This is a genomic window from Rhizobium sp. SAFR-030 (assembly GCF_059415005.1).
On the sequence record NZ_JBPFDO010000003.1, the window covers coordinates 458,372 to 481,193 of the forward strand.

Annotated in this window: 20 protein-coding genes and 1 pseudogene; 16 read left to right on the top strand and 5 right to left on the bottom strand. The window is 65.2% G+C overall.

What is annotated here, in order from left to right; genetic code table 11:
* Positions 1–271: 271 nt before the first annotated feature.
* Positions 272–2,230 (top strand): L,D-transpeptidase family protein, encoded by a 1,959-nt coding sequence (locus ACR65N_RS11735; protein WP_440457143.1) that lies wholly within the window; start codon positions 272–274, stop codon positions 2,228–2,230.
* 108 nt (positions 2,231–2,338) lie between these two features.
* Here ACR65N_RS11735 and ACR65N_RS11740 read toward each other — a convergent pair whose 3' ends face one another.
* The gene (locus tag ACR65N_RS11740) at positions 2,339–3,052 is read right to left on the bottom strand and encodes an HAD family hydrolase (RefSeq protein WP_440457144.1); all 714 of its coding nucleotides are present in this window, start codon (positions 3,050–3,052) and stop codon (positions 2,339–2,341) included.
* Positions 3,053–3,132: 80 nt separating this feature from the next.
* Positions 3,133–3,525 carry a VOC family protein gene (locus ACR65N_RS11745; protein ID WP_440457145.1) on the bottom strand — a complete coding sequence of 131 codons (393 nt, stop codon included), beginning with the start codon at positions 3,523–3,525 and terminating at the stop codon, positions 3,133–3,135.
* Positions 3,526–3,738: 213 nt separating this feature from the next.
* Here ACR65N_RS11745 and rpiA point away from each other — a divergent pair, with 213 nt between their 5' ends.
* The 8 genes from rpiA to bluB all read left to right on the top strand — a co-directional run bounded on the left by rpiA (position 3,739) and on the right by bluB (position 12,235).
* Positions 3,739–4,434 carry a ribose-5-phosphate isomerase RpiA gene (gene rpiA / locus ACR65N_RS11750; RefSeq protein WP_440457146.1) on the top strand — a complete coding sequence of 232 codons (696 nt, stop codon included), beginning with the start codon at positions 3,739–3,741 and terminating at the stop codon, positions 4,432–4,434.
* Between the two features lie 18 nt (positions 4,435–4,452).
* Positions 4,453–5,016, top strand: a complete 564-nt coding sequence (locus tag ACR65N_RS11755) for a DUF2059 domain-containing protein (RefSeq protein ID WP_430303799.1) — start codon at positions 4,453–4,455, stop codon at positions 5,014–5,016.
* A gap of 144 nt (positions 5,017–5,160) precedes the next feature.
* Positions 5,161–6,555, top strand: coding sequence for a glutathione-disulfide reductase (gene gor / locus ACR65N_RS11760; protein ID WP_440457147.1), 1,395 nt, complete (start codon positions 5,161–5,163; stop codon positions 6,553–6,555).
* A gap of 194 nt (positions 6,556–6,749) precedes the next feature.
* Complete coding sequence (locus tag ACR65N_RS11765; protein WP_440457148.1) at positions 6,750–8,123, top strand: class II 3-deoxy-7-phosphoheptulonate synthase; 1,374 nt, start codon at positions 6,750–6,752, stop codon at positions 8,121–8,123.
* 131 nt (positions 8,124–8,254) lie between these two features.
* Positions 8,255–8,509, top strand: a complete 255-nt coding sequence (locus ACR65N_RS11770) for a type II toxin-antitoxin system Phd/YefM family antitoxin (protein WP_440457149.1) — start codon at positions 8,255–8,257, stop codon at positions 8,507–8,509.
* 399 nt (positions 8,510–8,908) lie between these two features.
* A complete protein-coding gene (locus ACR65N_RS11775; RefSeq protein ID WP_440457150.1) occupies positions 8,909–10,582 on the top strand; it encodes an NAD+ synthase in 1,674 nt (557 codons plus the stop codon).
* Positions 10,583–10,688: 106 nt separating this feature from the next.
* Complete coding sequence (locus ACR65N_RS11780) at positions 10,689–11,519, top strand: TolB family protein (RefSeq protein ID WP_440457151.1); 831 nt, start codon at positions 10,689–10,691, stop codon at positions 11,517–11,519.
* On the top strand, positions 11,516–12,235 hold the full coding sequence (bluB, locus tag ACR65N_RS11785; protein ID WP_440457152.1) for a 5,6-dimethylbenzimidazole synthase: 720 nt from the start codon (positions 11,516–11,518) through the stop codon (positions 12,233–12,235). Before ACR65N_RS11780 ends, bluB begins: the two co-directional genes overlap by 4 nt.
* 12 nt (positions 12,236–12,247) lie before the next feature.
* Here bluB and ACR65N_RS11790 read toward each other — a convergent pair whose 3' ends face one another.
* Both ACR65N_RS11790 and ACR65N_RS11795 read right to left on the bottom strand, forming a co-directional pair.
* Complete coding sequence (locus ACR65N_RS11790; RefSeq protein WP_440457153.1) at positions 12,248–12,943, bottom strand: hypothetical protein; 696 nt, start codon at positions 12,941–12,943, stop codon at positions 12,248–12,250.
* Positions 12,944–13,057: 114 nt separating this feature from the next.
* The gene (locus ACR65N_RS11795; RefSeq protein ID WP_430303790.1) at positions 13,058–15,388 is read right to left on the bottom strand and encodes an NADP-dependent malic enzyme; all 2,331 of its coding nucleotides are present in this window, start codon (positions 15,386–15,388) and stop codon (positions 13,058–13,060) included.
* A 187-nt stretch (positions 15,389–15,575) separates the two neighbouring features.
* Here ACR65N_RS11795 and ACR65N_RS11800 point away from each other — a divergent pair, with 187 nt between their 5' ends.
* From ACR65N_RS11800 to ACR65N_RS11810, 3 genes and pseudogenes are all read left to right on the top strand, one after another.
* Complete coding sequence (locus ACR65N_RS11800) at positions 15,576–16,427, top strand: UDP-2,3-diacylglucosamine diphosphatase (protein ID WP_440457332.1); 852 nt, start codon at positions 15,576–15,578, stop codon at positions 16,425–16,427.
* 144 nt (positions 16,428–16,571) lie between these two features.
* Positions 16,572–17,396: pseudogene (locus ACR65N_RS11805) on the top strand (MFS transporter); the annotation flags it as partial.
* Positions 17,377–17,730: an MFS transporter gene (locus ACR65N_RS11810; protein WP_440457333.1), complete on the top strand. Its 354-nt coding sequence runs from the start codon at positions 17,377–17,379 to the stop codon at positions 17,728–17,730. The pseudogene ACR65N_RS11805 and the gene ACR65N_RS11810, both read left to right, overlap by 20 nt.
* Here the strand turns inward: ACR65N_RS11810 and dgcA are convergent.
* Positions 17,700–18,683, bottom strand: coding sequence for an N-acetyl-D-Glu racemase DgcA (gene dgcA / locus ACR65N_RS11815; RefSeq protein WP_440457154.1), 984 nt, complete (start codon positions 18,681–18,683; stop codon positions 17,700–17,702). The two genes, ACR65N_RS11810 and dgcA, sit on opposite strands and share 31 nt — an antisense overlap.
* Positions 18,684–18,776: 93 nt before the next feature.
* Here dgcA and ACR65N_RS11820 point away from each other — a divergent pair, with 93 nt between their 5' ends.
* From ACR65N_RS11820 to ACR65N_RS11835, 4 genes are read left to right on the top strand one after another with little or no spacing between them, the layout of a single operon-like run.
* On the top strand, positions 18,777–19,958 hold the full coding sequence (locus ACR65N_RS11820) for an ABC transporter permease (RefSeq protein WP_440457155.1): 1,182 nt from the start codon (positions 18,777–18,779) through the stop codon (positions 19,956–19,958).
* A gap of 7 nt (positions 19,959–19,965) precedes the next feature.
* Positions 19,966–20,805, top strand: coding sequence for an ABC transporter ATP-binding protein (locus ACR65N_RS11825; protein WP_430303786.1), 840 nt, complete (start codon positions 19,966–19,968; stop codon positions 20,803–20,805).
* A gap of 6 nt (positions 20,806–20,811) precedes the next feature.
* Complete coding sequence (locus tag ACR65N_RS11830) at positions 20,812–22,182, top strand: MlaD family protein (RefSeq protein ID WP_430303785.1); 1,371 nt, start codon at positions 20,812–20,814, stop codon at positions 22,180–22,182.
* A 38-nt stretch (positions 22,183–22,220) separates the two neighbouring features.
* Positions 22,221–22,817: an ABC-type transport auxiliary lipoprotein family protein gene (locus tag ACR65N_RS11835; RefSeq protein ID WP_440457156.1), complete on the top strand. Its 597-nt coding sequence runs from the start codon at positions 22,221–22,223 to the stop codon at positions 22,815–22,817.
* Positions 22,818–22,822: the final 5 nt, after the last annotated feature.

Below are 22,822 nucleotides of genomic sequence, written 5' to 3' on the forward strand. Positions count from 1 at the left end.
AGGGCGAGGCGGCGCCAAGCGTGTTCGGAATGCCACGCTCGTCATTTATCGCAGCCGCGAAGAGCCGGAACCTCGCTCCGCGGCGACGCGTTAAAGCCGCCGTCAGTAAAAATTTAACCAATAGTTTCTTAATCTTCCGGAAACGATAAGGCGCCGGACGGCTCTCGAGGAGCCTAACGGAGGCCGTCTTTCGTTTGCTTTTCACGCCGCGCTCTATCCGCTAGACAGGCGCGGACAACATATAAAAGCCCGCTGATTCAAGGCTTACAAGGTGACGGGGAAGACATTGCCGCACGCCCAGAAAACGACCAGTTTCGCTCTTGCTCTGCTCTCAGGCATCTCCTTCGTTGCAATCGCCGCTCCGCCGGCTCAGGCGCTGACCCTGATGGACATGCTGCGCGGCAAGCGCGAAAGCATCCAGGAACAGGTGGAAAACCGCAGCACCACCGTCTCGCCGGCGACCCAGCGCCAGGCGGATCGGAGCGATCCGGAACCGCTGCCGAAGATTTCCGGGCCGCGCTACTACACCTACAAGACCGATCCGATGCGCCAGGTGAAGACCGGCGCATTCGCGGCCGCCACTGCGACCGACGCAACGCGCTTCCTGGCGCAGGCGAAGGTCAGTGCGCCGGCCGACGTCGCCGAGGCGGTTGAAGCCTATTACGGCAAGAACGGCACACCACTGTTCGTCGAGAACGGCGACGTCAACGAGCGGGCGCATGCGGTTCTGGCGATCCTGGCAAAGGCCGGCGAATACGGTCTGGACCCGGCCGACTATCGCCTCGACGTGCCGATGCTGACCACGGCAAGCGTCACCGACGATGCGGCCAAGCCCGCCGTCGCCGATGCCGCCATCGATGCGGTGCCGGCCGCCACCTCGCCCGCCGATGCGGCAGCCGCAACCGTTGCGCCTGCGTCGCCTGCCGAGCAGCACGACAAGGACCTGATGCAGTTCGAACTGGCGCTGTCGGCCAAGGCCGTGCTGTTTGCCCAGGACATGGCCCGTGGCCGCATCGATCCGAACCGGATTTCCGGCTACCACGACCTGAAGCGCCGCACGGTAAACCTTGCAACGGTGCTGCCGTTCGTCGGCACGGCGCCGGACGCCGGTGCGTATCTTGCAAGCCTTGCGCCGACCAGCCCGCAGTTCCTGGCGCTGAAGGCCGAACTCGACCGGCTGCGTGCCGAAAGCAAGACCGCCGAGACGGAGGTGCGCATTCCCGAGGCGCTGGTGCTGAAGCCCGGCAACCAGAGCGAGGACCTGTCGAGCGTCATCTCGGCAATCCAGAAGCGTGGCTCCGAGACGCTGAAGACCGAATATGCGGCAACCTTCGCCTCCTACCAGCATACGCCGGACTATGCGCCGGAACTCGTCGACCTGGTGAAGGGCTTCCAGAAGGAAGTCGGGCTGAAGGCCGACGGCGTGATCGGACCGGCAACCCTGCGCGCCATGGCCGGCCACTCCGACCAGAGCAAGATGGACAAGCTTGTCGTCGCCATGGAGCAGGCCAAGTGGCTTCCCGACGACCTGGGCAGCCGCTACGTGCTGATCAACCAGCCGGCCTACCGCGTCTACTACCACGACCACGGCCAGGAACAGTTCTCCATGCGCATCGTGGTCGGCTCCAAGTCGAACCAGACCTACTTCTTCCAGGACGAGATCCAGACGGTGGAACTCAACCCCTACTGGGGCGTGCCGCAGTCGATCATCGTCAACGAGATGCTGCCGAAGCTGCGCAAGGATCCGAACTATCTCGACCGTCTCGGCTACCAGGTGGAAGTCGGCGGCAAGGCCGTCGCCTCCAGCTCGGTCAACTGGTACGGCTCGACGCAGTCGATTGCCGTGCGCCAGCCGCCGTCGAGCGACAATGCGCTGGGCGAGCTGAAGATCCTGTTCCCCAACGCGCATGCCATCTACATGCACGACACGCCGTCCAAGAGCTTCTTCCAGCGTGACATGCGGGCGCTCAGCCACGGCTGCGTGCGCCTGGCGGAACCGCGCAAGATGGCGGCAGCCGTGCTCGGCATCAGCGAGCAGGAGGTCGGTACCAAGATCGCCCAGGGCAAGAACCTGGCGATGACGGTGCCGCAGAAGATCCCGGTCTACGTCGCCTACTTCACCGCCTGGCCGAACAAGGACGGCAAGGTCGAGTTCTTCGACGACGTCTACGGTCGCGACGAGGCGGTTGTGAAGGCATTGCAGGCAACCAGCAAGGCGCGCGGCGCCTGAGCCTGAAGCCCTGATCCGCTGACGACAATCAAAAGAACCGCCCGTGGCCATGCCGCGGGCGGTTCTTCTTTTGGGTCGTCTGTATTGGGGGGATCCGGCTGGCGCGGCTCAGGCAGCCTTGGCGAGTGCCAGCGCCTGCAGCACCATGTCGGCCGTCAGCTCGTCGAAGTGGGTGATGACCCGGGTCGGGTTCAGTGTCTCGACGGCGACGTCCGAGTAGCCGAAGGTGACGGCGATCGAGGCGATGCCGGCATTGCGGGCGGCCATGATGTCGTTGATGCTGTCGCCGACCATCAGGCTGGTGGCGGCATCGCCGCCGGCGCGCTCGATGGTGCCGAACAGATGACGGGCATCGGGCTTGCGAACCGAAAACGTATCGCCACAGGTGATGGCGGCAAAGCGGTGGGTGAGGCCCAGCGCATCGAGCAGCGGCAGCGTCAGCTGCTCGACCTTGTTGGTGCAGACGGCCAATTGCATGCCGGCCGTTTCCAGCCGGTCGAAGCAGTCGAGAAGCCCGTCATAGGACCGGCTCTGGCCAGGCATATGGTCCTGGTAGTGGCTGAGGAACCGCTCAAGCAGCGGTTCGACATCGGCCTCGTCGAGGGGTTCGCCGCGCAGGTCGAAGGCACGCCGGATCATTACCCGGGCGCCCTGTCCGACGAGATGCGTCAGGTCTTCGAAGGTGGTCGGCGCAAGGCCGCGGGCAGCGATCGCGTGGTTCAGGCTGTCGATCAGATCCGGTGCGGTATCGATCATCGTCCCGTCGAGATCGAAGACGACAAGGGGTTTCGTCACGGGCAGGGCCTCGCATGTTGAAGACATCGTGCTGCCGGCTTAGAGCGTTTGACGCATAAATGGAACCGGTGGCGGCGTCTTCCGGCGGCTCCGGTGGCAGAAGACGTTCAGGTGCCGCGACAGATGGCGCACAGCTTGTTGCCGTCCGGGTCGCGGACATAAGCGAGATGGACGATGCCGACGCCGGTCTCGCGCGGACCTGGCGGTTCTTCAATCGAGGTGCCGCCGTTGGCGACGGCGGTATCGTGAAAGTCCCGCACCTGTTGCGGCGAGCTGCAGCGAAAGGCGATGGTGCCGCCGTTCGCGGGCGTGGCGACATTGTCGTCGATCGGCTCGCTGACGACGAAACTGCTGCCGTCGTGCCTGTAGAAAAGCCGGGCATGGCCGCTAGCGGCGCGGTTCTGCGTCGGACCGGGGGCGCCAAGCGTTCCCAGCACCGCGTTGTAGAAGCGTTTCGAGCGCTCGATGTCGTTGGTTCCGATCATCACGTGATTGAACATGCTGTTCCTCCCAAGGCGTTGCTGACTGGCATTCTACAATGCGAGACAGCCGATGGAACGGGAAAATCGGGGTGGTTAGCCGGGTGCCAGGGCGGTCTGCAGGCATCCCCGGGCACGGCTGCCGGTCACCGCGAATGCTGTGGGCGGGGCCTTTTGTTTGGTCGCCGGGGCGTGTAAACAGCTGACGGCGAAACAGACGGGAGCTTGCGGCGCATGGACGCCCGGGAAATGAAAGTGAAGGCGGCGGAAGTCGCACTTCAGCATGTCGAAGACGGCATGCGGCTTGGTATCGGTACCGGTTCGACGGCGGACGAGTTTGTCCGACTGCTGGCGGAAAGGGTAGCCGACGGGCTGAAAGTGCAGGGGGTTCCTACGTCCGAACGGACGGCACGGCTCTGCCTGGAGCTCGGCGTTCCGCTGAAATCTCTCGACGAACTGCCGGAGCTCGACCTGACGGTCGATGGTGCCGACGAGGTGGACGGGGCCCTGTGCCTGATCAAGGGCGGCGGCGGAGCCTTGCTGCGCGAAAAGATCGTCGCTTCGGCCTCGCGGCAGATGATCGTGATTGCCGACGAGAGCAAGGTGGTCGAGACGCTCGGCCAGTTCCCGCTGCCGATCGAGATCAATGCGTTCGGCATGACGACGACGAAAATCGCCATCGAACGGCTCGCCGGGAAGCTTGGTCTTTCGGGTGAAATCCGGCTGCGGAAGTCGGGCGACGGACGCTTCACGACGGATGGCGGCCACCATATCTACGACGCATTTTTTGGCCGTATTCCTGATGCAGAGGCACTTGCGACACAATTGAATTCCATCCCCGGCGTCGTCGAGCACGGGTTGTTCATCAACATGGCGTCCTTTGCGATCATTGCCGGGCCGGCGGGTGCGCGGACGCTCAAGGCGAATTAAAGACAGGAGCAATCATCCATGATCAGACATGCGGTTCTTGGCCGTGCGGCCGCTCTCGCAGTTCTCCTCTCCGGCGCCGTGTTCGGCACGTCCGCGGGTGCGCAGGAGATTCCCGCCGATCAGCTGAAGGCGGCCAAGGACGTCATCACGTCGCTGAGCGCCACCGAGCGCTACGACGCGATCCTGCCGAACCTTGCCGAGCGGCTGAAGGGCGAATACACGCTCGCCTCGCCGAACTACCAGGATCAGATCGCCAAGGCGGTCGACCAGCAGGCGCTGGCTCTGGCGCCGCGTCGTGCCGACCTGGAGAACGAAGTGGCATCGATCTTCGCCAAGTCGTTCACCCTTGAGGAACTGAAGCAGATCGCCGCCTTCTACGGCTCCGACGTCGGCAAGAAGTATCTGCAGGCGCTGCCGCTGGTTCAGCGCGAATCGGTTCGAGCCGCAGAAATCTGGGCGAACGGTATTTCCCGCGACCTGACGACGAAGACCACCGAAAGCCTGCGCACCGTGATCGATGCCAAGCCGGTACAGCCGCCGGTCGCCGAAGTCGGTGGCGCCGCCGCAGCGCCGAAGCCCTGAACGGCAGACCCCACGTATCGAGAGGAGCCCGGCATCGTCCGGGCTTTTCTTTTTGGCGCGAGGCATCCTATATGCGCTGAACAGCGGCACGCCTGACAAGCCTTTGGCCGTGCCCCAGCATTTTGCCGACGAAGGAGTTTTCCGATGGCCGCTTTCGATTACGACCTGTTTGTCATTGGCGGCGGATCGGGCGGCGTGCGCTCGGCGCGGCTGGCGGCGGGGCTCGGCAAGAAGGTGGCGATCGCCGAGGAATACCGCTACGGCGGCACCTGCGTGATCCGCGGCTGCGTTCCGAAGAAGCTGTTCGTCTATGCCTCGCAGTACGGCGAGCATTTCGAGGATGCGGCCGGCTTCGGCTGGACGGTGGGCGAAAGCTCGTTCGACTGGACGCGGCTGATCGAGGCGAAGGACCGGGAGATCGACCGGCTTGAGGGGATCTACCGCCGCAACCTGGAAGGCGCCGGCGCCGAGCTTCTGGAAAGCCGGGCGGAACTGGTCGACGCCCATACCATCCGGCTGGTGAAGACCGATACCACGGTGACGGCGGAGCGCATCGTCATCGCCACCGGCGGGACGGCCAATCCGCATGCCTCGCTGCCCGGTTCGGAATTCTGCATCACCTCGAACGAGGCCTTTCACCTGGAGAGCCTGCCGAAATCGATCCTGATTGCCGGCGGCGGCTATATCGCGGTGGAGTTCGCCAACATCTTCCACGGCATGGGTGTCGAAACCACGCTGATCTACCGCGGCCGGGAAATCCTGTCGCGCTTCGATGCCGACATGCGCCACGGCCTGCACAAGGCGATGGAGGCCAAGGGCATCCGCATCATCGTCACCGACATGATCGAGGAGGTGACGCAGTCGCCGGCCGGTGGGCTGACGGCGCGCACCAAGCAGGGGTCGACGCTGGTTGCCGACCAGATCATGCTGGCGCTCGGCCGCGACCCGCACACGCATGGGCTTGGCCTGGAAAAGGCCGGCGTCGCGGTGAACGAGCGGGGAGCGGTGATCGTCGACGCCTATTCGCGCACCAGCGTGCCGCATATCTTTGCGCTCGGCGACGTGACCGACCGGGTGCAGCTGACGCCGGTCGCCATCCACGAGGCGATGTGCTTCATCGAGACCGAGTACAGGAACAACCCGACGGCGCCGGATCACGAGCTGATCGCCACCGCGGTGTTCTCGCAGCCGGAGATCGGCACCGTTGGCCTGACGGAAGAGGATGCCGCCAAGCGTTTCGACGAGATCGAGGTGTACCGGGCCGAATTCCGGCCGATGAAGGCGACGCTGTCTGGCCGCGCCGAGAAGATGATCATGAAGCTGATCGTCAATGCCAGCGACCGCAAGGTGGTCGGCGCGCATGTGCTGGGCCACGATGCCGGCGAGATGGCGCAGCTGCTCGGCATTTCGCTGAAGGCCGGCGTCACGAAGGACGACTTCGACCGCACCATGGCCGTGCATCCGACGGCGGCGGAAGAACTGGTGACCATGTACAAGCCGAGCTACCGGGTGCGGCACGGGCAGCGGATCGACGGCTGACGAGCGCCGGGGCTTGCTCCGCAACCGGCGTGCGGGGCTGGTCGAGACGGCCTGACGGACAAGCGTTCCGGCGTTGCCGGGGGGACGTCATTGGCGGCAAGAGCCGCCCTAGGCAAGTGAGGCGTTAAGGTTTATAAGCCGCGCCATCGAGACGGCCCCGGCAGACCCGGGCACGAGAACAACGGAACACGGACATGGTACAGAACTGGACCCCGAACACCTGGCGGCAGAAGCCCATCCAGCAGGTGCCGGATTATCCGGACGCGGACGCGCTGGCCGCGACCGAGGCGCAGCTTGCGACGTTCCCGCCCCTGGTGTTTGCCGGCGAGGCGCGCCGCCTGAAGAAGAACCTTGCCCAGGTGGCCGAAGGCAACGGCTTCCTGCTGCAGGGCGGCGACTGCGCCGAAAGCTTCGCCGAGCATGGCGCCGATACCATCCGCGACTTCTTCCGCGCCTTCCTGCAGATGGCCGTGGTGCTGACCTTCGGCGCCCAGCAGCCGGTGGTGAAGGTTGGCCGCATCGCCGGCCAGTTCGCCAAGCCGCGTTCGTCCAATATCGAGACGATCGGTGACGTCGCGCTGCCGTCCTACCGCGGCGACATCATCAACGGCATCGAGTTCAACCCGGAGGCGCGCATTCCCAACCCGGAACGCCAGCTGATGGCGTACCGGCAGTCGGCCGCGACGCTGAACCTGTTGCGGGCGTTTGCGATGGGCGGCTATGCCAATCTCGAAAACGTCCACCAGTGGATGCTCGGCTTCGTCAAGGACAGCCCGCAGGGCGAGCGCTACAAGAAGCTCGCCGACCGGATTTCCGAGACGATGGACTTCATGAAGGCCGTCGGCATCACCTCGGAAAACAATCCGGCGCTGCGCGAGACGGATTTCTTCACCAGTCACGAGGCGCTGCTTCTGGGCTATGAAGAGGCGATGACGCGCGTCGATTCGACCTCCGGCGACTGGTACGCGACGTCCGGCCACATGATCTGGATCGGCGACCGCACCCGCCAGGCGGACCACGCGCATGTGGAATTCTGCCGCGGCATCAAGAACCCGATCGGCCTCAAATGCGGCCCGTCGCTGCAGGCCGACGATCTGCTGCGCCTCATCGACATCCTCAACCCGGCCAACGAAGCCGGGCGCCTGACGCTGATCTGCCGCTTCGGCTACGACAAGGTGGCCGACCACCTGCCGCGGCTGATCCGCGCCGTCGAGCGCGAGGGCCGCAAGGTGGTGTGGTCGTGCGATCCGATGCACGGCAACACGATCACGCTCAACAACTACAAGACCCGGCCGTTCGACCGGGTTCTGTCGGAGGTCGAGAGCTTCTTCCAGATCCACCGGGCCGAGGGCTCGCATCCGGGTGGCATCCATGTGGAGATGACCGGCAAGGACGTCACCGAATGCACCGGCGGCGCGCGCGCCGTGACGGCCGGCGACCTGCAGGACCGTTACCACACGCATTGCGACCCGCGCCTCAACGCCGACCAGGCGCTGGAGCTGGCCTTCCTGCTCGCCGAGCGGATGAAGACCGGCCGCGATGAGAAGCGCCTGGCGGTCAACGGCTGAGCCAGCCGACGAGACTGTAGCCATTCCACAAGGGCCGGGGGGGAACCTCCGGCCCTTGTGGGTGGTGGGGGAGTCAGATTGACGAGAATGCGGATTTTACGCCTTTTACGATCTGTTGAAGGAGCGTGATGATGGCATCTGCAATCCAGGTTTCGGCCACCGAGTTCTCGCGCGGCTTCGGCAAGTATCGTGAGGAAGCTTTCTCGACGGACGTTATCGAAGTCACGTCCCATGGTCGCGTCATCGGCGGTTATCTGAGCGCCAAGGAACTCGAGCGCTATCATCGCCTGAAGGACAGGGAGCGCCAGGTGCTCCGTGTCGAGGATATCGATGAGGCGCTGCTGGCCGAGATCGAAGCCGCCGAATACGGCGTGCCCGGCAAGTGAACCTGCCCGAGCCAGTTCCGGGGCTCGTGATCAGATACAATTACCTTTGGCATCGCGACAGATTGAAAGGCTTGTCGGAAGGCGACAAGGATAGGCCTTGCGCGATCGTCGTCTCCGCGAGACAGACGGGTCTCGTCGCGGTCGTTCCCATCAGCCACGCCTATCCCGAGGCTGGCGAGGAATTTCGCTGCATCGAAGTTCCCCCCGAAGTTGCAAGCGCAATCGGTGGGTCCATGAGTAAGAGGCGGTTACTCTTCTTACGGCGCAGGGGCAGGCGGCGGAGGTGCTCGCGTGAGGCGGCGTGAACAAGCCCGGCTCGGAGGCCGTGATCGCCCGGTTGTCCAAAAAATCACAGCCGGAAATGTTGTCGCCTCGGCTGCCGCACGCTAAATCAACGGCATGACCCAGGAAAACGCCCAGACCCTCCGCATCGCGCTCGCGCAGCTCAACCCTGTTGTCGGCGATGTCGCCGGAAACCTGGCCCTGGCCCGCGAGGCCCGCCGCGATGCCGCCCGCGAGGGCGCCGATCTCGTCGTCTTCACCGAGCTCTTCCTGTCGGGCTATCCGCCGGAAGACCTGGTGCTGAAGCCGGCCTTTCTCGATGCCTGCTGGAAGGCGCTGGAAGCACTGGTCGAGGATACCAGGGACGGCGGACCGGGCGTGATCGTCGGCCTGCCGCGACAGGGTCCCAAGGGGCGTCACAACTCGGCAGCGATCGTCGACAACGGCGCCATCCTTGCCTTGCGCGACAAGATCGACCTGCCGAACTACGGCGAATTCGACGAGAAGCGCGTCTTCACCGAAGGCGAGATGCCGGGGCCGGTGAATTTTCGCGGCGTGCGCATCGGCGTGCCGATCTGCGAGGAAATCTGGAACGAACTCGGCGTCTGCGAGACGCTGGCCGAAAGCGGCGCGGAACTGCTGATCGTTCCGAACGGCTCACCCTACTATCGCGGCAAGATGGACGTCCGCCACCAGGTGGTGCTGCGCCAGGTGATCGAGAGCGGGCTGCCGATCATCTACGTGAACCAGAACGGCGGCCAGGACGAGCTGGTCTTCGATGGCGCGAGCTTCGGCTTCAATGCCGACAAGACGCTCGCCTTCCAGATGAGCGAGTTCGAGACGGCGCTGACGGTCACCGACTGGCACCGGCGCGACGGCGTCTGGCGCTGCAGCCAAGGGCCGATGGCGCATATTCCGGAGGACGAAGAGGCCGACTACCGCGCCTGCCTGCTCGGCTTCCGCGACTACGTCAACAAGAACGGCTTCAAATCGGTGGTGCTCGGCCTTTCCGGCGGCATCGACTCGGCCGTTTGCGCGGCGATCGCCGTCGATGCGCTGGGCGAGGAGCGGGTGCGCACCGTGATGCTGCCTTACCGCTATACGTCGGAAGAAAGCTTTTCCGATGCCGCCGACTGCGCCAAGGCGCTTGGCTGCCGCTACGACATCGTGCCGATCTCCGAGCCGGTCGAGGGTTTTCTCTCGGCGCTGTCGGACATGTTCGAGGGCACCGAGGAAGGGATCACCGAGGAGAACCTGCAGAGCCGGACGCGCGGCACGATCCTGATGGCGATCTCCAACAAGTTCGGCGCCATGGTGGTGACCACCGGCAACAAGTCGGAAATGTCGGTCGGCTATGCGACGCTCTACGGCGACATGAACGGCGGCTTCAACCCGATCAAGGACCTCTACAAGATGCAGGTCTACGGGATCGCCGAGTGGCGCAACGCCCACCTGCCGCCGGGGGCGCTCGGGCCGGGCGGCGAGGTGATCCCGAAGAACATCATCGCCAAGGCGCCGTCGGCCGAGCTGCGGCCCGACCAGACCGACCAGGATTCGCTGCCGCCGTATCCGGTGCTCGACGACATCCTCGAATGCCTGGTGGAGGGCGAGATGGGGACCGAGGCGATCGTTGCGCGCGGCCATGACGTGGCGACCGTGCACCGCATCGAGCACCTGCTGTATCTTGCCGAATACAAGCGCCGGCAATCGGCACCGGGCGTCAAGATCACCAAGAAGAACTTTGGCCGCGACCGGCGCTATCCGATCACCAACCGGTTCCGGGATCGGTAATCGTCGGAATGCATAGGACTGGGGGGATGTTGACGCCCCTCTGTCCCGCCGGAGATCTCCCCACAGAGGGGATATCGACCTAGCGCACCGTGTCGGAAGGAAAGACATGCGCAGTTCCATCGAGATCTTTGATCTGAAGAGCCGGACGACGCGGATCGTCTGGCAGACGGATGCGCTGTTCGAGGCTCCCAACTGGTCGCCTGACGGGCGCTTCCTGATGCTCAACAGCGAAGGACGCATGGTCCGGCTGACGCTGGAGGGCGGCGCGCAGCCGCAGCCGGTGGACACCGGGTTCGCCATCCAATGCAACAACGACCATGGCATCTCGCCGGACGGTCGCCAGGTGGCGATCTCCGACAAGTGCCAGTTCGGCAAGTCGGCGATCTATATCCTGCCGATCGACGGCGGCACGCCGAAGCTGGTGACGGAGAACCTGCCGAGCTACTGGCATGGCTGGTCGCCCGATGGCGGCCGCTTCACCTATTGCGGCATCCGCGACGACCTCTTCGACATCTACACGATCGCGACCGACGGCACGGACGAACGGCGCCTGACGCAGGGCGAGGGGCGGAATGACGGGCCGGACTATTCGCCCGACGGGCGCTGGATCTACTTCAACTCCAGCCGCACCGGCCGCATGCAGATCTGGCGCGTGCCCGCAGACGGCGGAGTGGCCGAGCGGATCAGCCACAGCGACGATGGCGACTGGTTTCCGCATCCCTCGCCGGACGGCGGCAAGGTGATCTTCCTCGCCTATGACGGAGCCGTCTTCGATCACCCGCGCGACCTCGACGTGTCGATCCGGATGATGGATCCGGACGGCGGCAACGTCGAAACGCTGCTGTCGCTGTTCGGCGGCCAGGGAACGATGAACTCGCCGAACTGGGCACCGGACGGATCAGCCTTCGCCTTCGTCCGCTACAGTCCTCAACGATGACCGGCGTAGAGCCCGGGGACGATCCCGAACCCTGCACGGATCCGCAGCCGGCACCCGCCGGTGCCTTCGATGAGGCGGCACGTGCGGCTGTCTACAACGCCATCCATTCGCGCCGCGACGTGCGCGACCAGTTCCGCGCCGAGCCGCTGCCGGACGACCTGCTGCGGCGGCTGCTGGAGGCCGCGCATGCTGCACCCTCGGTCGGCTTCATGCAGCCGTGGAGTTTCATCGTCATTCGCGATGCGGGCGTGAAGGAGAAGGCCTGGCAGGCGTTCTCGCGTGCCAATGAAGAGGCGGCGGGCCTGTTTGCCGACGAGCAGCAGGCGCTCTACCGCAGCCTGAAGCTCGAGGGCATCCGCAAGGCGCCGGTGTCGATCTGCATCACCTGCGATCCGGACCGCGCCGGCCCCGTGGTGCTGGGACGCACCCACAACCCGCGGATGGACGTCTATTCGACCGTCTGCGCGGTGCAGAACTTCTGGCTGGCGGCGCGCGCCGAAGGCGTGGGCGTCGGCTGGGTGAGCATCTTTCGCGACGAGGACGTTCGGCAGATCCTCGACATTCCGGAGCGGGTGGAGATCGTCGCCTGGCTCTGCGTCGGCTATGTCGACGCGCTCTACGAGGCGCCCGAGCTGGCGCTGAAGGGCTGGCGGCAGCGGCTCGACCTCGATGCGCTGATCTTCGAGGACGGATGGGGCAAGCCGGCCCGGCGCTAGCGGCAGCGCCGGCTATTCCTGCAGCTGACGCGGTGCCTGCTTCGGGCTTGCCAGATCGATATTCTGGTCGTCCGGGAAGAACTGCGGGCCGACCGTGCGGATCGGCTTGGTCGGATCGTAGTCGCGCTCCGGCATGATCGGCGAAGCATCCTGAACCGAAAGCTGAGACTTTGTGCCCAGCCGGGTGATCGAGCTGTCGCGATTGCTGCCGACGCTCGGCGCCACGGTTGCTTCGTCGGCCCCGAGGGAGGCCGGAATGGCGACCGGGTCCTGTTCTCCGCAGCGCAGCTTGCGCATCTCTTCGCGCACCGCTGCCTCGTCACGGCCGAGCGACTGAACGACCTTCTGCGGCGCCTGCCGACGGGCGAGGATCTGCCGGCGGTTGTCTTCCATGGATGCGAGGTTGGCGGCGTAGTCGCTGCAGTCGCCTTCAGCCGGCGTCTCTCCAGCGCCGGACGATCCGCCGAGCCTGACAATGCTGCCATTGCCGCAGCCCATCTCCTGCATCTCCATGCGCAGCCTGCGGATCTCCCGGTTCTGCCGGTTGAGCGTCGTGGCATAGACATTGGCGCCGCTGGTGCTGCCGATGACCTGGGTGGTGCCGGCGATCTCCTGGCCAAGTTCCAGACAGCGGGAGGCAGTATCGGCGGCAAACGACGAGGCGGGGATCAGCAGAACGAGAGCGGGGAGGAGAAACGTGCGGGGCATCTGGGTTCCGTCATCTGGCATTGGCGGCCGGACGCCTAGCTCGCCGACCGTCGTGGTCTGCCAGTCTGGGGCGTCCGGGTTGACAATGTCATAAGCCCGCTGCTGTTCCGTCGTTCAGGCGCCGACGACGGAAAAATCTGCGTGCGAAGCTTCGACAACGGCAAGTGCCGCCATGTTGACGACGCCGCGCGAGGTGACCGATGTCGACAGGATGTGTGCTGGCTGTGCTGCGCCGAGAAGGATTGGTCCGACATGCAGCGCATCCATCATCGTGCGGGCAATGCCGAGCGAGATGTTGGCGGCATCGAGGTTCGGGAACACCAGCAGATTGGCCTCGCCGGACAGGCTGCTGTCGGGCATGGCCCGCTTGCGCAGGTGTTCGGAGAGCGCCGAGCCGGCCTGCATCTCGCCATCGACTTCCAGTTCAGGTGCCCGCTGGCGCACCAGTTCGAGCGCCGCCCGCATCTTGGTGGCGCTTTCCGAATTGCGCGAGCCGAAGTTCGAATGGCAGATCAGCGCCGCCTTCGGGGTGATGCCGAAGCGGCGGATTTCCTGCGCCGCCAGCACCGTGATCTCGGCGATCTCGGCATGCGTCGGGTTGTAGTTGACGAAGGTGTCGGTGAAGAAGACCGGGCCCTTCTGGGTGATCAGCAGGCTAAGGCTGGAAAACGCGCAGACGCCGGAGCGCATGCCGATGATCTGGCGGACATCCTTCAGGTGGCGGTCGAAGCGGCCTTCGACGCCGCAGATCAAAGCGTCGGCATCGCCGCGCTTGACGGCGAGCGCGCCGATCACCGTGGAATTGGTGCGCACGATGGTGCGGGCGGCTTCCGGGTTGATGCCGGCGCGGCCGACCAGCGCCGAGTATTCATCGACGTAATCGCGGTAGCGCGGATCGTCTTCCGGGTTGATGACGGCAAAATCGGTGTTCGGCCGGATGCGGATGCCGAACCGCTTGAGGCGGGCCTCGATGACCGACGGGCGGCCGATGAGGATCGGAACGCCGGTCTTTTCCTCGAGCAGAACCTGGGCGGCGCGCAGCACGCGCTCGTCCTCGCCCTCGGCGAAGATGACGCGCTTCTTCTCGGCGATCTTGGCGCTGGTGAAGATCGGCTTCATGACGAAGCCGGAGCGCCAGACGAAGCGGCTCAGCTGGTCGAGGTACTGATCGAAGTCGGCGATCGGACGGGTCGCGACGCCGGTCTCGGCAGCAGCCCGGGCAACGGCCGGGGCGATGCGCAGGATCAGGCGCGGATCGAAGGGCGAGGGGATCAGGTAGTTGGGTCCGAAGATCGGCGTCTCGTCCGAATAGGCGCGGGCCGCGACGTCGGAGACTTCTTCGCGGGCAAGGCCGGCGATCGCCTTAACGGCGGCCATCTTCATCTCTTCGTTGATGGTGGTTGCGCCGCAATCGAGCGCACCGCGGAAGATGTAGGGGAAGCAGAGGACGTTGTTGACCTGGTTGGGGAAATCCGAGCGGCCGGTGCAGATCATCGCGTCCGGGCGGGCGGCGCGGGCAAGCTCCGGCATGATTTCCGGCGTCGGGTTGGCAAGCGCCATGATCAGCGGCTTCTCGGCCATCTGCACCAGCAGTTCCTGCTTCAGGACGCCAGCCGCCGACAGGCCGAGGAAGACGTCGGCGCCGCCGATCGATTCGGCCAGCACGCGCTTGTCGCTTTTCTGGGCGTAGATTTCCTTCCACGGGTCCATCAGCACGTTGCGGCCCTCATAGACCAGGCCTTCGATGTCGTGGACCCAGATGTTTTCACGGCGTGCGCCGAGCAGCACCAGAAGGTTGATGCAGGCGAGCGCTGCGGCGCCTGCGCCCGACGTGACGATCTTGACGTCCTCGATCTTCTTGCCCGCAAGTTCCAGCCCGTTGAGGATGGCGGCGGCGACGATGATCGCGGTGCCGTGCTGGTCGTCGTGGAAGACCGGGATGTTCATGCGCTCGCGCAGCTGGCGCTCGACCTCGAAACATTCCGGCGCCTTGATGTCCTCAAGGTTGATGCCGCCGAAGGTCGGCTCGAGGGCGGCCACCGTCGACACCATGGCATCGACGCTTTCGGCGGCGATCTCGATGTCGAAGACGTCGATGGCAGCGAACTTCTTGAACAGGACGGCCTTGCCCTCCATCACCGGCTTGGAGGCGAGCGGGCCGATATTGCCGAGACCGAGGACGGCCGAACCGTTGGAGACGACGGCCACGAGATTGGCGCGCGCCGTGTATTCGGCCGCCATTTCCGGGTTGTCGCGGATGGCGAGACAGGGGGCTGCGACGCCCGGCGAATAGGCGAGCGCCAGGTCGCGCTGGTTGCCGAGCGGCTTGGTCGCCTGGATCTCCAGCTTGCCGGGTCGCGGATAGCGATGGAAGAACAGCGCCTGTTCCTCAAGGTCCGCGGTTGCGGTCTGCTTGTCCGAAAGAGCCTTAGCTTGCTCGTCCATCGCCGTATCCTTTCTGGTCGTCTTTTGTCACCGGTCTCTTACAGCAAACTTTCGGCCGGAACAGTAGCCAATTTTCGCCTCGCGCGCCCGGCGGCACCGCTGTCCGGCGCCAGACAGTCCTCGTCCGCAGAGCGGTCGATCCGGGCGGCTGTCATCTTCCTGATAAACGAGTCTGATCTTGAACGGCCTGAAGGGACTGCACGACGAAAGGGCGGGAACCGTGGTTCAGACAGTGGAAACCAGACATTTCAGGACTCTCTTCATTTCCGACATCCATCTGGGGTCGAAGGCGGCGAAGACGGACTTCCTGCTCGACTTCCTGCGTCATCACGAGGCGCAGACGCTCGTGCTGGTCGGCGACATCGTCGACGGATGGCGGCTGAAGCGCAGCTGGTACTGGCCGCAGGGCTGCAACGACGTCATCCAGAAGCTGTTGCGCAAGGCCCGCAAGGGCACCCGCATCATCTACGTTCCCGGCAATCACGACGAGTTCCTGCGGTCGTTCCCCGGCGTGCACTTCGGCGGTATCGAGGTGGCCGAACGGCTGATCCACGAAGCGGCTGACGGCAAGAAATACCTCGTCCTGCACGGCGACGAGTTCGACGTGGTGGTGCGCAACATCCGGCTGCTCGCCTATCTCGGCGACTGGGCCTATGACGCGGCGATTGTCATCAACGGCCTGCTGGCGATCGTCCGGCGGCGGTTCAACATGCCCTACTGGTCGTTCTCCGCCTGGGCCAAGCTGCAGGTGAAGCAGGCGGTCAACTTCATCGGCGAATTCCAGAAGGTGGTCGCCGAGGAAGCCCGCCGCAACCATGTCGACGGGGTTATCTGCGGCCACATCCATCACGCTGTCATGGAAGACATCGACGGCATCCGCTACATCAACACCGGCGACTGGGTGGAAAGCTGCACGGCGATCGCCGAGCACATGGATGGCCGGTTCGAGCTGATCTCCTGGCAGCGGGCCGACGAGGGCGCCGAAGTGACGTCGCTGCCGGTCGCCGCCAAGGTTCTGGCGGACGCGCGGGCCGCCTGACGGGTCGAGTTCACCGGCGGGAGCAGAGGCGACAGGCGGGGCGTGCGCCGCAAAGCCTATAGGCAGGTGCGCGGCGCTGGTGTATGCGTCGCTGATCATTCGCCTTCTGATTTCGGAGCCTGCGTGGCCCAATCCAGCCTGCCGGTGCCGTCCCTGTTTGCCACGCGCTGCGCACTCGCCTACGCGGCGGCGCTCGGCGTCAACGGCGTGCTCCTGCCGTTCTTCCCGGTCTGGCTGAAATCCCTGTCGCTCGATGATTTCCAGATCGGCATCATCCTCACCGTGCCCATCGTGCTGCGCGTCCTGTCGGCGCCGATCGCCGGGATGCTGGCCGACCGGCTGCCGGAACGCGCCCGGGTGTTGATATTTTCCGCCGCGCTGTCGCTCGTCTCGGCCCTGGCGCTGACACTGGCGGACGGCTTCTGGATGGTGCTGCTGGTGTTCAGCCTGCAGGGTGCGGCGTTTGCGCCGTTCACGCCGGTGCTCGAATCGATCACCGTCACCGGCGTGCGTCGCTGGGGCTACCGCTACGGCTCCATCCGCGTCTGGGGTTCGATCGGCTTCGTCGCCATGTCGCTGATCGCCGGGGAGGCGATGGCCCGCTCCTCCGGCTTGGTGGTTCCGTGGGCGGCGAGCGTCGCCTTCCTGCTGACGCTGATTGCGGCCTTCGGCGTGCCGCGGCTGGGACGGGCGAACGGTTCTTCAGGCCCCGGGCCACGACAGTCTGCCGACAGCGGGTTGGGCGGGCGGCTGACGCTGCTGATGATCGGCTGCACGCTCGTCCAGTCGACGCACGGCATGTATTACGGGTTTTCCGCCATCCACTGGCAGGCGATGGGCTTCGGCGGCACCGAGATCGGCTTCCTCTGGTCGGCGGGCGTGCTGGCGGAAATCCTGTTCTTCTTCCTCCGGCCGCATCGCCCGGCGGATCTCGCCGAACGCGCTGATCCTGTTCGGCTCGGCGGCGGCGGTCCTGCGCTGGTGCCTGTTCGTGCTGCCGCTCGACTTCTGGCCGGCACTGCTGCTCCAGTGCAGCCACGCGTTCAGTTTCGCCTTCCTGCATTTCGGCATCCAGCAGAAGATCGTCGAGCAGGTGCACGAGAGCCGCGAATCATCGGTGCAGGGCACCTATTTCTTCTATAGCGGCGCCTTCCTGGCGGCCTCGACCTTCCTGTCCGGCGCGCTCTACCGCGAATTCGGCCAGCCGGCCTATCTGGCAATGGCGGCGGTGGCGGCGATTGGCCTGTGGCTCAACTTCCGCGCCGCCCGGCCTCAGCCCCAGAGCATGGGCTCGGGCGGGTAGACCAGCGACCCTTCGAATCGCAGCCCGGGCTCGCGGTCGCGCGCCAGAAGCAGCGGCCCGTCGAGATCGGCATAGGCGCAGCCCTGGGCCAGAAGCACGGCGGGCGCCATCGACAGCGAGGTGGCAAGCATGCAGCCGACCATCACCGAAAAGCCGAGCCGGTCGGCCTCCGCCTTCATCCGCAGCGCCTCGGTGAGGCCGCCGGTCTTGTCGAGCTTGATGTTGACGGCGTCGTAGCGGTCGCGCAGGCTTTCGAGATCCTTGGTCGCATGAACGCTCTCGTCGGCGCAGACCCGCACCAGGCGAGGGATGGCCGAAAGCGCTGCGTCACGGCCGGCCGGCAGCGGCTGCTCGACGAGCGCTATCCCCGCCTCGGCGCAGATCGCCAGGTACCGGGCGAGGTTGTCGTCGGTCCAGCCTTCGTTGGCATCGAGGATGATCGTCGCCTCGGGCGCCGCCCGCCGGACCGCGAGGATGCGCTCCTCGTCGTCCGGCGTGCCGACCTTGACCTTCAGCAGCGGCCGCCGGGCATTTTCGGCGGCCTGTTCCGCCATCGCCTCGGGCGTGCCGAGAGAAATGGTGAAGGCGGTGACCAGGGGCTCGCGGATCGGCGATCCAGTCAGTGCTGCGACAGTGGATCCGGCCCGCTTGGCTTCGAGATCCCAGAGCGCGCAGTCGACCGCATTGCGCGCCGCACCGGCCGGCATCAGCGTCTGCAGGCCGGCGCGATCGAGGCCATCCGCCACCGCCTGGGAGATCCTCTCCACGTCGGCCATCACGCCTTCGACGGTCTCGCCGTAGCGGGCATAGGGCACGCATTCGCCGCGCCCGACGATGCCATCCTCCTCGATCGTGCAGACGACCACATCCGCTTCGGTCTTCGAACCGCGCGAGATCGTGAAGGTGCCGGCGATCGGGAATGTTTCCGTTGTGGCTTTGAGGTGACGGGGCATCGAATTCCTTTCGCTCCGCATGGCAATTCACTGGCGGGAGTTTATATTGGCGGTCTCCTCGGTAGCATCAACCGGACGTTTGAGCAGCAACATATGCATGGCAACCCGAAGCCGGCCGATGACAGGCCCGCAACATTCGAGACGGCAGGATCCGCCGACACCGCAGGATCCGTCGACGGAGCCGAGCGGGTGGTGCTGGCTGGCGATTGGCGAAACCGCGGCATCGGCCATGTGCTGAGCGATCTCACGGCGTTCGAGGCGCGCGGTGGCTCCGGGCCGCTGCAGATCGACGTCTCCGGCATCGACATGGTCGATACGGCCGGCGCCTGGCTGATCCGCCGCCTCATCCTGCGCCAGCAGGCCGCCGGCCGCGACGTCGAGCTGGCGGGTGCCGGGCAGACGCTCGCCGACCTCATCGACGCGATGCCCGCCGAGGAACCGGCTGGTCCCGGCAAGACTGCCGATGGCCGCTCGCTCTTTACGCGGATATTCGAGCCGCCGGGCCGGGCGATCAGCGGCTTCGTCGGCGATACGGTCGCCGGCATGCACATTCTCGGTTCCGCCGTCGGCGGCGCACAGCTGAAATTCGGCCGCGGCGCCGGCGTCTCTCCCGCCTCCGTGGTTACCCACATCGACCGCATGGGCGTCCAGGCGGTGCCGATCATCGTGCTGATGTCGTTCCTGATCGGCGCCATCATCGCCCAGCAGGGCGCCTTCCAGCTTCGCTATTTCGGCGCCGAACTGTTCGTCGTCGACCTCGTCGGCATCCTGCAGCTGCGCGAGATTGGCGTGCTGCTGACGGCGATCATGATCGCCGGCCGCTCGGGCAGCGCCATTACCGCCGAAATCGGCTCGATGAAGATGCGCGAAGAGATCGACGCCCTGACGGTGATCGGTCTCAATCCGGTCGGCGTGCTGATCTTCCCGCGGCTGGTGGCGCTGACGATCGCGCTTCCGCTGCTGACCATCGTTGCCAACTTCTCCGCCCTCTACGGTGCCGCGGTGATCACCTGGGCCTATTCCGGCATCACCTTCCAGACCTTCCTGTCGCGCCTGCACGAGGCGGTCGACTATTCGTCGGTGGCATCGGGCATGATCAAGGCGCCATTCATGGCGCTCGCCATCGGCATCGTTTCGGCTGTAGAGGGTATGAAGGTGGGCGGTAGCGCCGAATCGCTCGGCCAGCACGTCACGGCCTCGGTGGTGAAGTCGATCTTCGTGGTCATCCTCATGGATGCGCTGTTTGCCATCTTCTACTCCGCGATCGACTTCTAGGGAGCCCATGGCAATTCAGGAAACAGACACTGCGACCGAGGAGCATCCGGACGATGACCGGATCATCCTGTCGGTGCGCGACCTGACGGTGTCGTTCGGCTCGAACACGGTTCTCGACCGGCTGAACCTCGACATCTACCGGGGCGAGATCCTTGGCTTCGTCGGCGCGTCCGGCACCGGCAAGTCGGTGCTGATGCGTACGGTGCTCCGGCTTCTGCCGCACGGCTCCGGATCGATCCGCATTCTCGGCGTCGACTACGAGAACGCCGACGAGAAGGAGCGCATGCGGCTCGACATGCAGCTGGGCGTGCTGTTTCAGCACGGCGCGCTGTTTTCGGCGCTGACGGTGAAGGAAAACATCCAGCTGCCGATGCGCGAATATCTCGACCTGCCGCAGTCGCTGATGGACGAGCTGGCCTACCTGAAGATCGAAATGGTGGGACTTGCCCCGGATGCCGCCGACAAGTATCCGTCCGAACTCTCCGGCGGCATGATCAAGCGCGCGGCGCTTGCCCGGGCCCTGGCGCTCGACCCGGCGCTGGTGTTCCTCGACGAGCCGACATCGGGCCTCGATCCGATCGGCGCTGCCGAATTCGACATGCTGATTGCCAGGCTGCGCGATACGCTCGGCCTGACCGTCTACATGGTCACACACGACCTCGACAGCCTGTTCTCGGTCTGCGACCGGATCGCCGTGTTGGGGCAGAAACGCGTGTTGGTGGAAGGGACGCTGGACGATATGCTCGCCTGCGACGATGCCTGGGTCCAATCCTACTTCCACGGAAAACGGGCGCGTTCGATCGTCAGCGACGACGACAGCGCGAACGGCGCAAGGCCAGGAAAGTAAAGAGCCATGGAAACCAAAGCCAATTACGCCATCGTCGGCTTCTTCACGATCCTTGTCGTGCTGGCGGCCTTCGGCTTCGTCTACTGGATGGCGCAGTTCGGCCGCAGCGGCCCGATGGCGGAGCTGGCGATCCGCATTCCGGGATCCGCCAACGGCCTGTCGGTCGGCTCGCCGGTGCGCTTCAACGGTATTGCCGTCGGCTCGGTGCGCAACCTGACCATCGACCCCGACGACCCCAACTTCTCTATCGCCTTCACCGAAGTGCAGACGACCGCACCGGTCTATCCGTCAACCAAGGCCGTGCTGGAAGTGCAGGGCCTGACGGGCGCTGCCTATATCGAGCTCTCCGGCGGCAACAAGGGCGAGGAGAACATGCTGAACAAGGCCGAGGAAACCGGCCGCCCGGCGGTGCTGCTGGCCGACCAGTCGAGCGTTACCAACCTGCTGGCGACCGCCGACAAGATCCTGCAGCGCGCCGACGACGCGATCGGCCAGATCCAGGGCTTCGTCACCGACGCCCGCGGACCGCTGACCCGGACGATCGAGCATGCCGAGACCTTTACCGCGGCTCTCAGCGAAAACTCCGGCGCCATCGACGAATTCCTGCGCAGCCTTTCGGCGCTGTCGGGCACCTTCAACACCGTCTCCGTCCGCCTCGATTCGACGCTCGAGGCGGTTGACGGCCTGGTGCGCGCCGTCGACGCGAAGAAGATCAACAACATCATCTCGAATGCCGAGAAGGTGACCGGCGACATCGCCCAGTCGACCGACCAGATCGGCGACATCATGTCGGAGGTGCGCGACGCCGCGAGCGGCTTCAACCAGGCGAGTACAGAGGCACAGAGCGTGCTGCGGCGCGCCGATGCGCTGCTGGCCGCCGTCGACGCCAACAAGGTGAATACCGCCGTCAACGACATCACCCAGGCTTCGGCCGATGCCCGCGGCGCGATTGCCTCGGCACGTGAGGTGGTGGATGGGGTGGCCGATCGCCGCGACGAGATCAACGACGCGATCCGCGACTTCACCGAGCTGGCGCAGAAGCTCAACCAGGCATCGACGCGGGTCGACGGCATCCTCGCCAAGGTCGACAACATGGTCAGCGGCTCGGATTCGCAGGGCCTGTTCGCCGAAGCGCAGAAGACGCTCGAATCGATCCGCGCCACGGCAGACAATCTCAACAACCGCATCGGGCCGATCGCCGATAACCTGACGCGCTTCTCCGGCACCGGCCTGCGCGACGTGCAGACGCTGATCACCGATACCCGGCGCACGGTGCAGAGCCTCAACGAGACGATCACCAACTTCGACCAGAACCCGCAGCGCCTGATCTTCGGTGGCGAGACGGTGAAGGAATACGACGGCAGGACACGCCGTTGAAGATCTTGAGCAGGAACACGGGAGAGGCCGGGGCACACATGATGGAAGCCAATGCGATGTCCAAGGCGCTGATCGCGCTGCCGCTGATTGCACTGCTGTTGGCAGGCTGCGGCAGCAAGGCCAATAACGACACGTTCGACCTGTCGATCACGCCGATGGCCAACGCGCCGACGGCCAAGAGCCGGCAGATCCTGGTGACCGAACCGACGGCGCTGAAATCGCTGGACAGCGAGCAGGTGGTGGTTCGCGTCTCCGCCTCCGAGATCCAGTACCTGTCGAAATCGCAGTGGGGCGACCGCCTGCCGCGGATGGTTCAGTCGAAGCTGGTCGAGGCCTTCGAGAACACCGGCAAGCTTGCCGGCGTCGGCAAGCCGGGCCAGGGCCTGGCGATCGACTACCAGGTGGTCAGCGACATCCGCGCCTTCGAGGTGGATACCAGCGGCGCCGACGTGGCGCATGTGCAGATCTCGGCCAAGATCCTCAACGACCGCAACGGCACGGTGCGGGCGCAGCGGGTGTTCGAGGCGAGCGTTCCGGTGCGCGGCGCCGACAATGCCCAGTTTGTCGCGGCGATCAACCGGGCGTTTGCCCAGGTGGGCGCGGAAATCGTCGACTGGACGCTGCGGTCGATCTGACGGCC

Coding starts and splice junctions, on each gene's coding strand:
- ACR65N_RS11740 (WP_440457144.1), bottom strand. CDS start 3,052: ATGTCTTCAACATGCGAGGCCCTGCCCGTGACGAAACCCCTTGTCGTC.
- ACR65N_RS11745 (WP_440457145.1), bottom strand. CDS start 3,525: ATGTTCAATCACGTGATGATCGGAACCAACGACATCGAGCGCTCGAAA.
- rpiA (WP_440457146.1), top strand. CDS start 3,739: ATGGACGCCCGGGAAATGAAAGTGAAGGCGGCGGAAGTCGCACTTCAG.
- ACR65N_RS11755 (WP_430303799.1), top strand. CDS start 4,453: ATGATCAGACATGCGGTTCTTGGCCGTGCGGCCGCTCTCGCAGTTCTC.
- gor (WP_440457147.1), top strand. CDS start 5,161: ATGGCCGCTTTCGATTACGACCTGTTTGTCATTGGCGGCGGATCGGGC.
- ACR65N_RS11765 (WP_440457148.1), top strand. CDS start 6,750: ATGGTACAGAACTGGACCCCGAACACCTGGCGGCAGAAGCCCATCCAG.
- ACR65N_RS11770 (WP_440457149.1), top strand. CDS start 8,255: ATGGCATCTGCAATCCAGGTTTCGGCCACCGAGTTCTCGCGCGGCTTC.
- ACR65N_RS11775 (WP_440457150.1), top strand. CDS start 8,909: ATGACCCAGGAAAACGCCCAGACCCTCCGCATCGCGCTCGCGCAGCTC.
- ACR65N_RS11780 (WP_440457151.1), top strand. CDS start 10,689: ATGCGCAGTTCCATCGAGATCTTTGATCTGAAGAGCCGGACGACGCGG.
- bluB (WP_440457152.1), top strand. CDS start 11,516: ATGACCGGCGTAGAGCCCGGGGACGATCCCGAACCCTGCACGGATCCG.
- ACR65N_RS11790 (WP_440457153.1), bottom strand. CDS start 12,943: ATGCCCCGCACGTTTCTCCTCCCCGCTCTCGTTCTGCTGATCCCCGCC.
- ACR65N_RS11795 (WP_430303790.1), bottom strand. CDS start 15,388: ATGGACGAGCAAGCTAAGGCTCTTTCGGACAAGCAGACCGCAACCGCG.
- dgcA (WP_440457154.1), bottom strand. CDS start 18,683: ATGCCCCGTCACCTCAAAGCCACAACGGAAACATTCCCGATCGCCGGC.
- ACR65N_RS11820 (WP_440457155.1), top strand. CDS start 18,777: ATGCATGGCAACCCGAAGCCGGCCGATGACAGGCCCGCAACATTCGAG.
- ACR65N_RS11825 (WP_430303786.1), top strand. CDS start 19,966: ATGGCAATTCAGGAAACAGACACTGCGACCGAGGAGCATCCGGACGAT.
- ACR65N_RS11830 (WP_430303785.1), top strand. CDS start 20,812: ATGGAAACCAAAGCCAATTACGCCATCGTCGGCTTCTTCACGATCCTT.
- ACR65N_RS11835 (WP_440457156.1), top strand. CDS start 22,221: ATGATGGAAGCCAATGCGATGTCCAAGGCGCTGATCGCGCTGCCGCTG.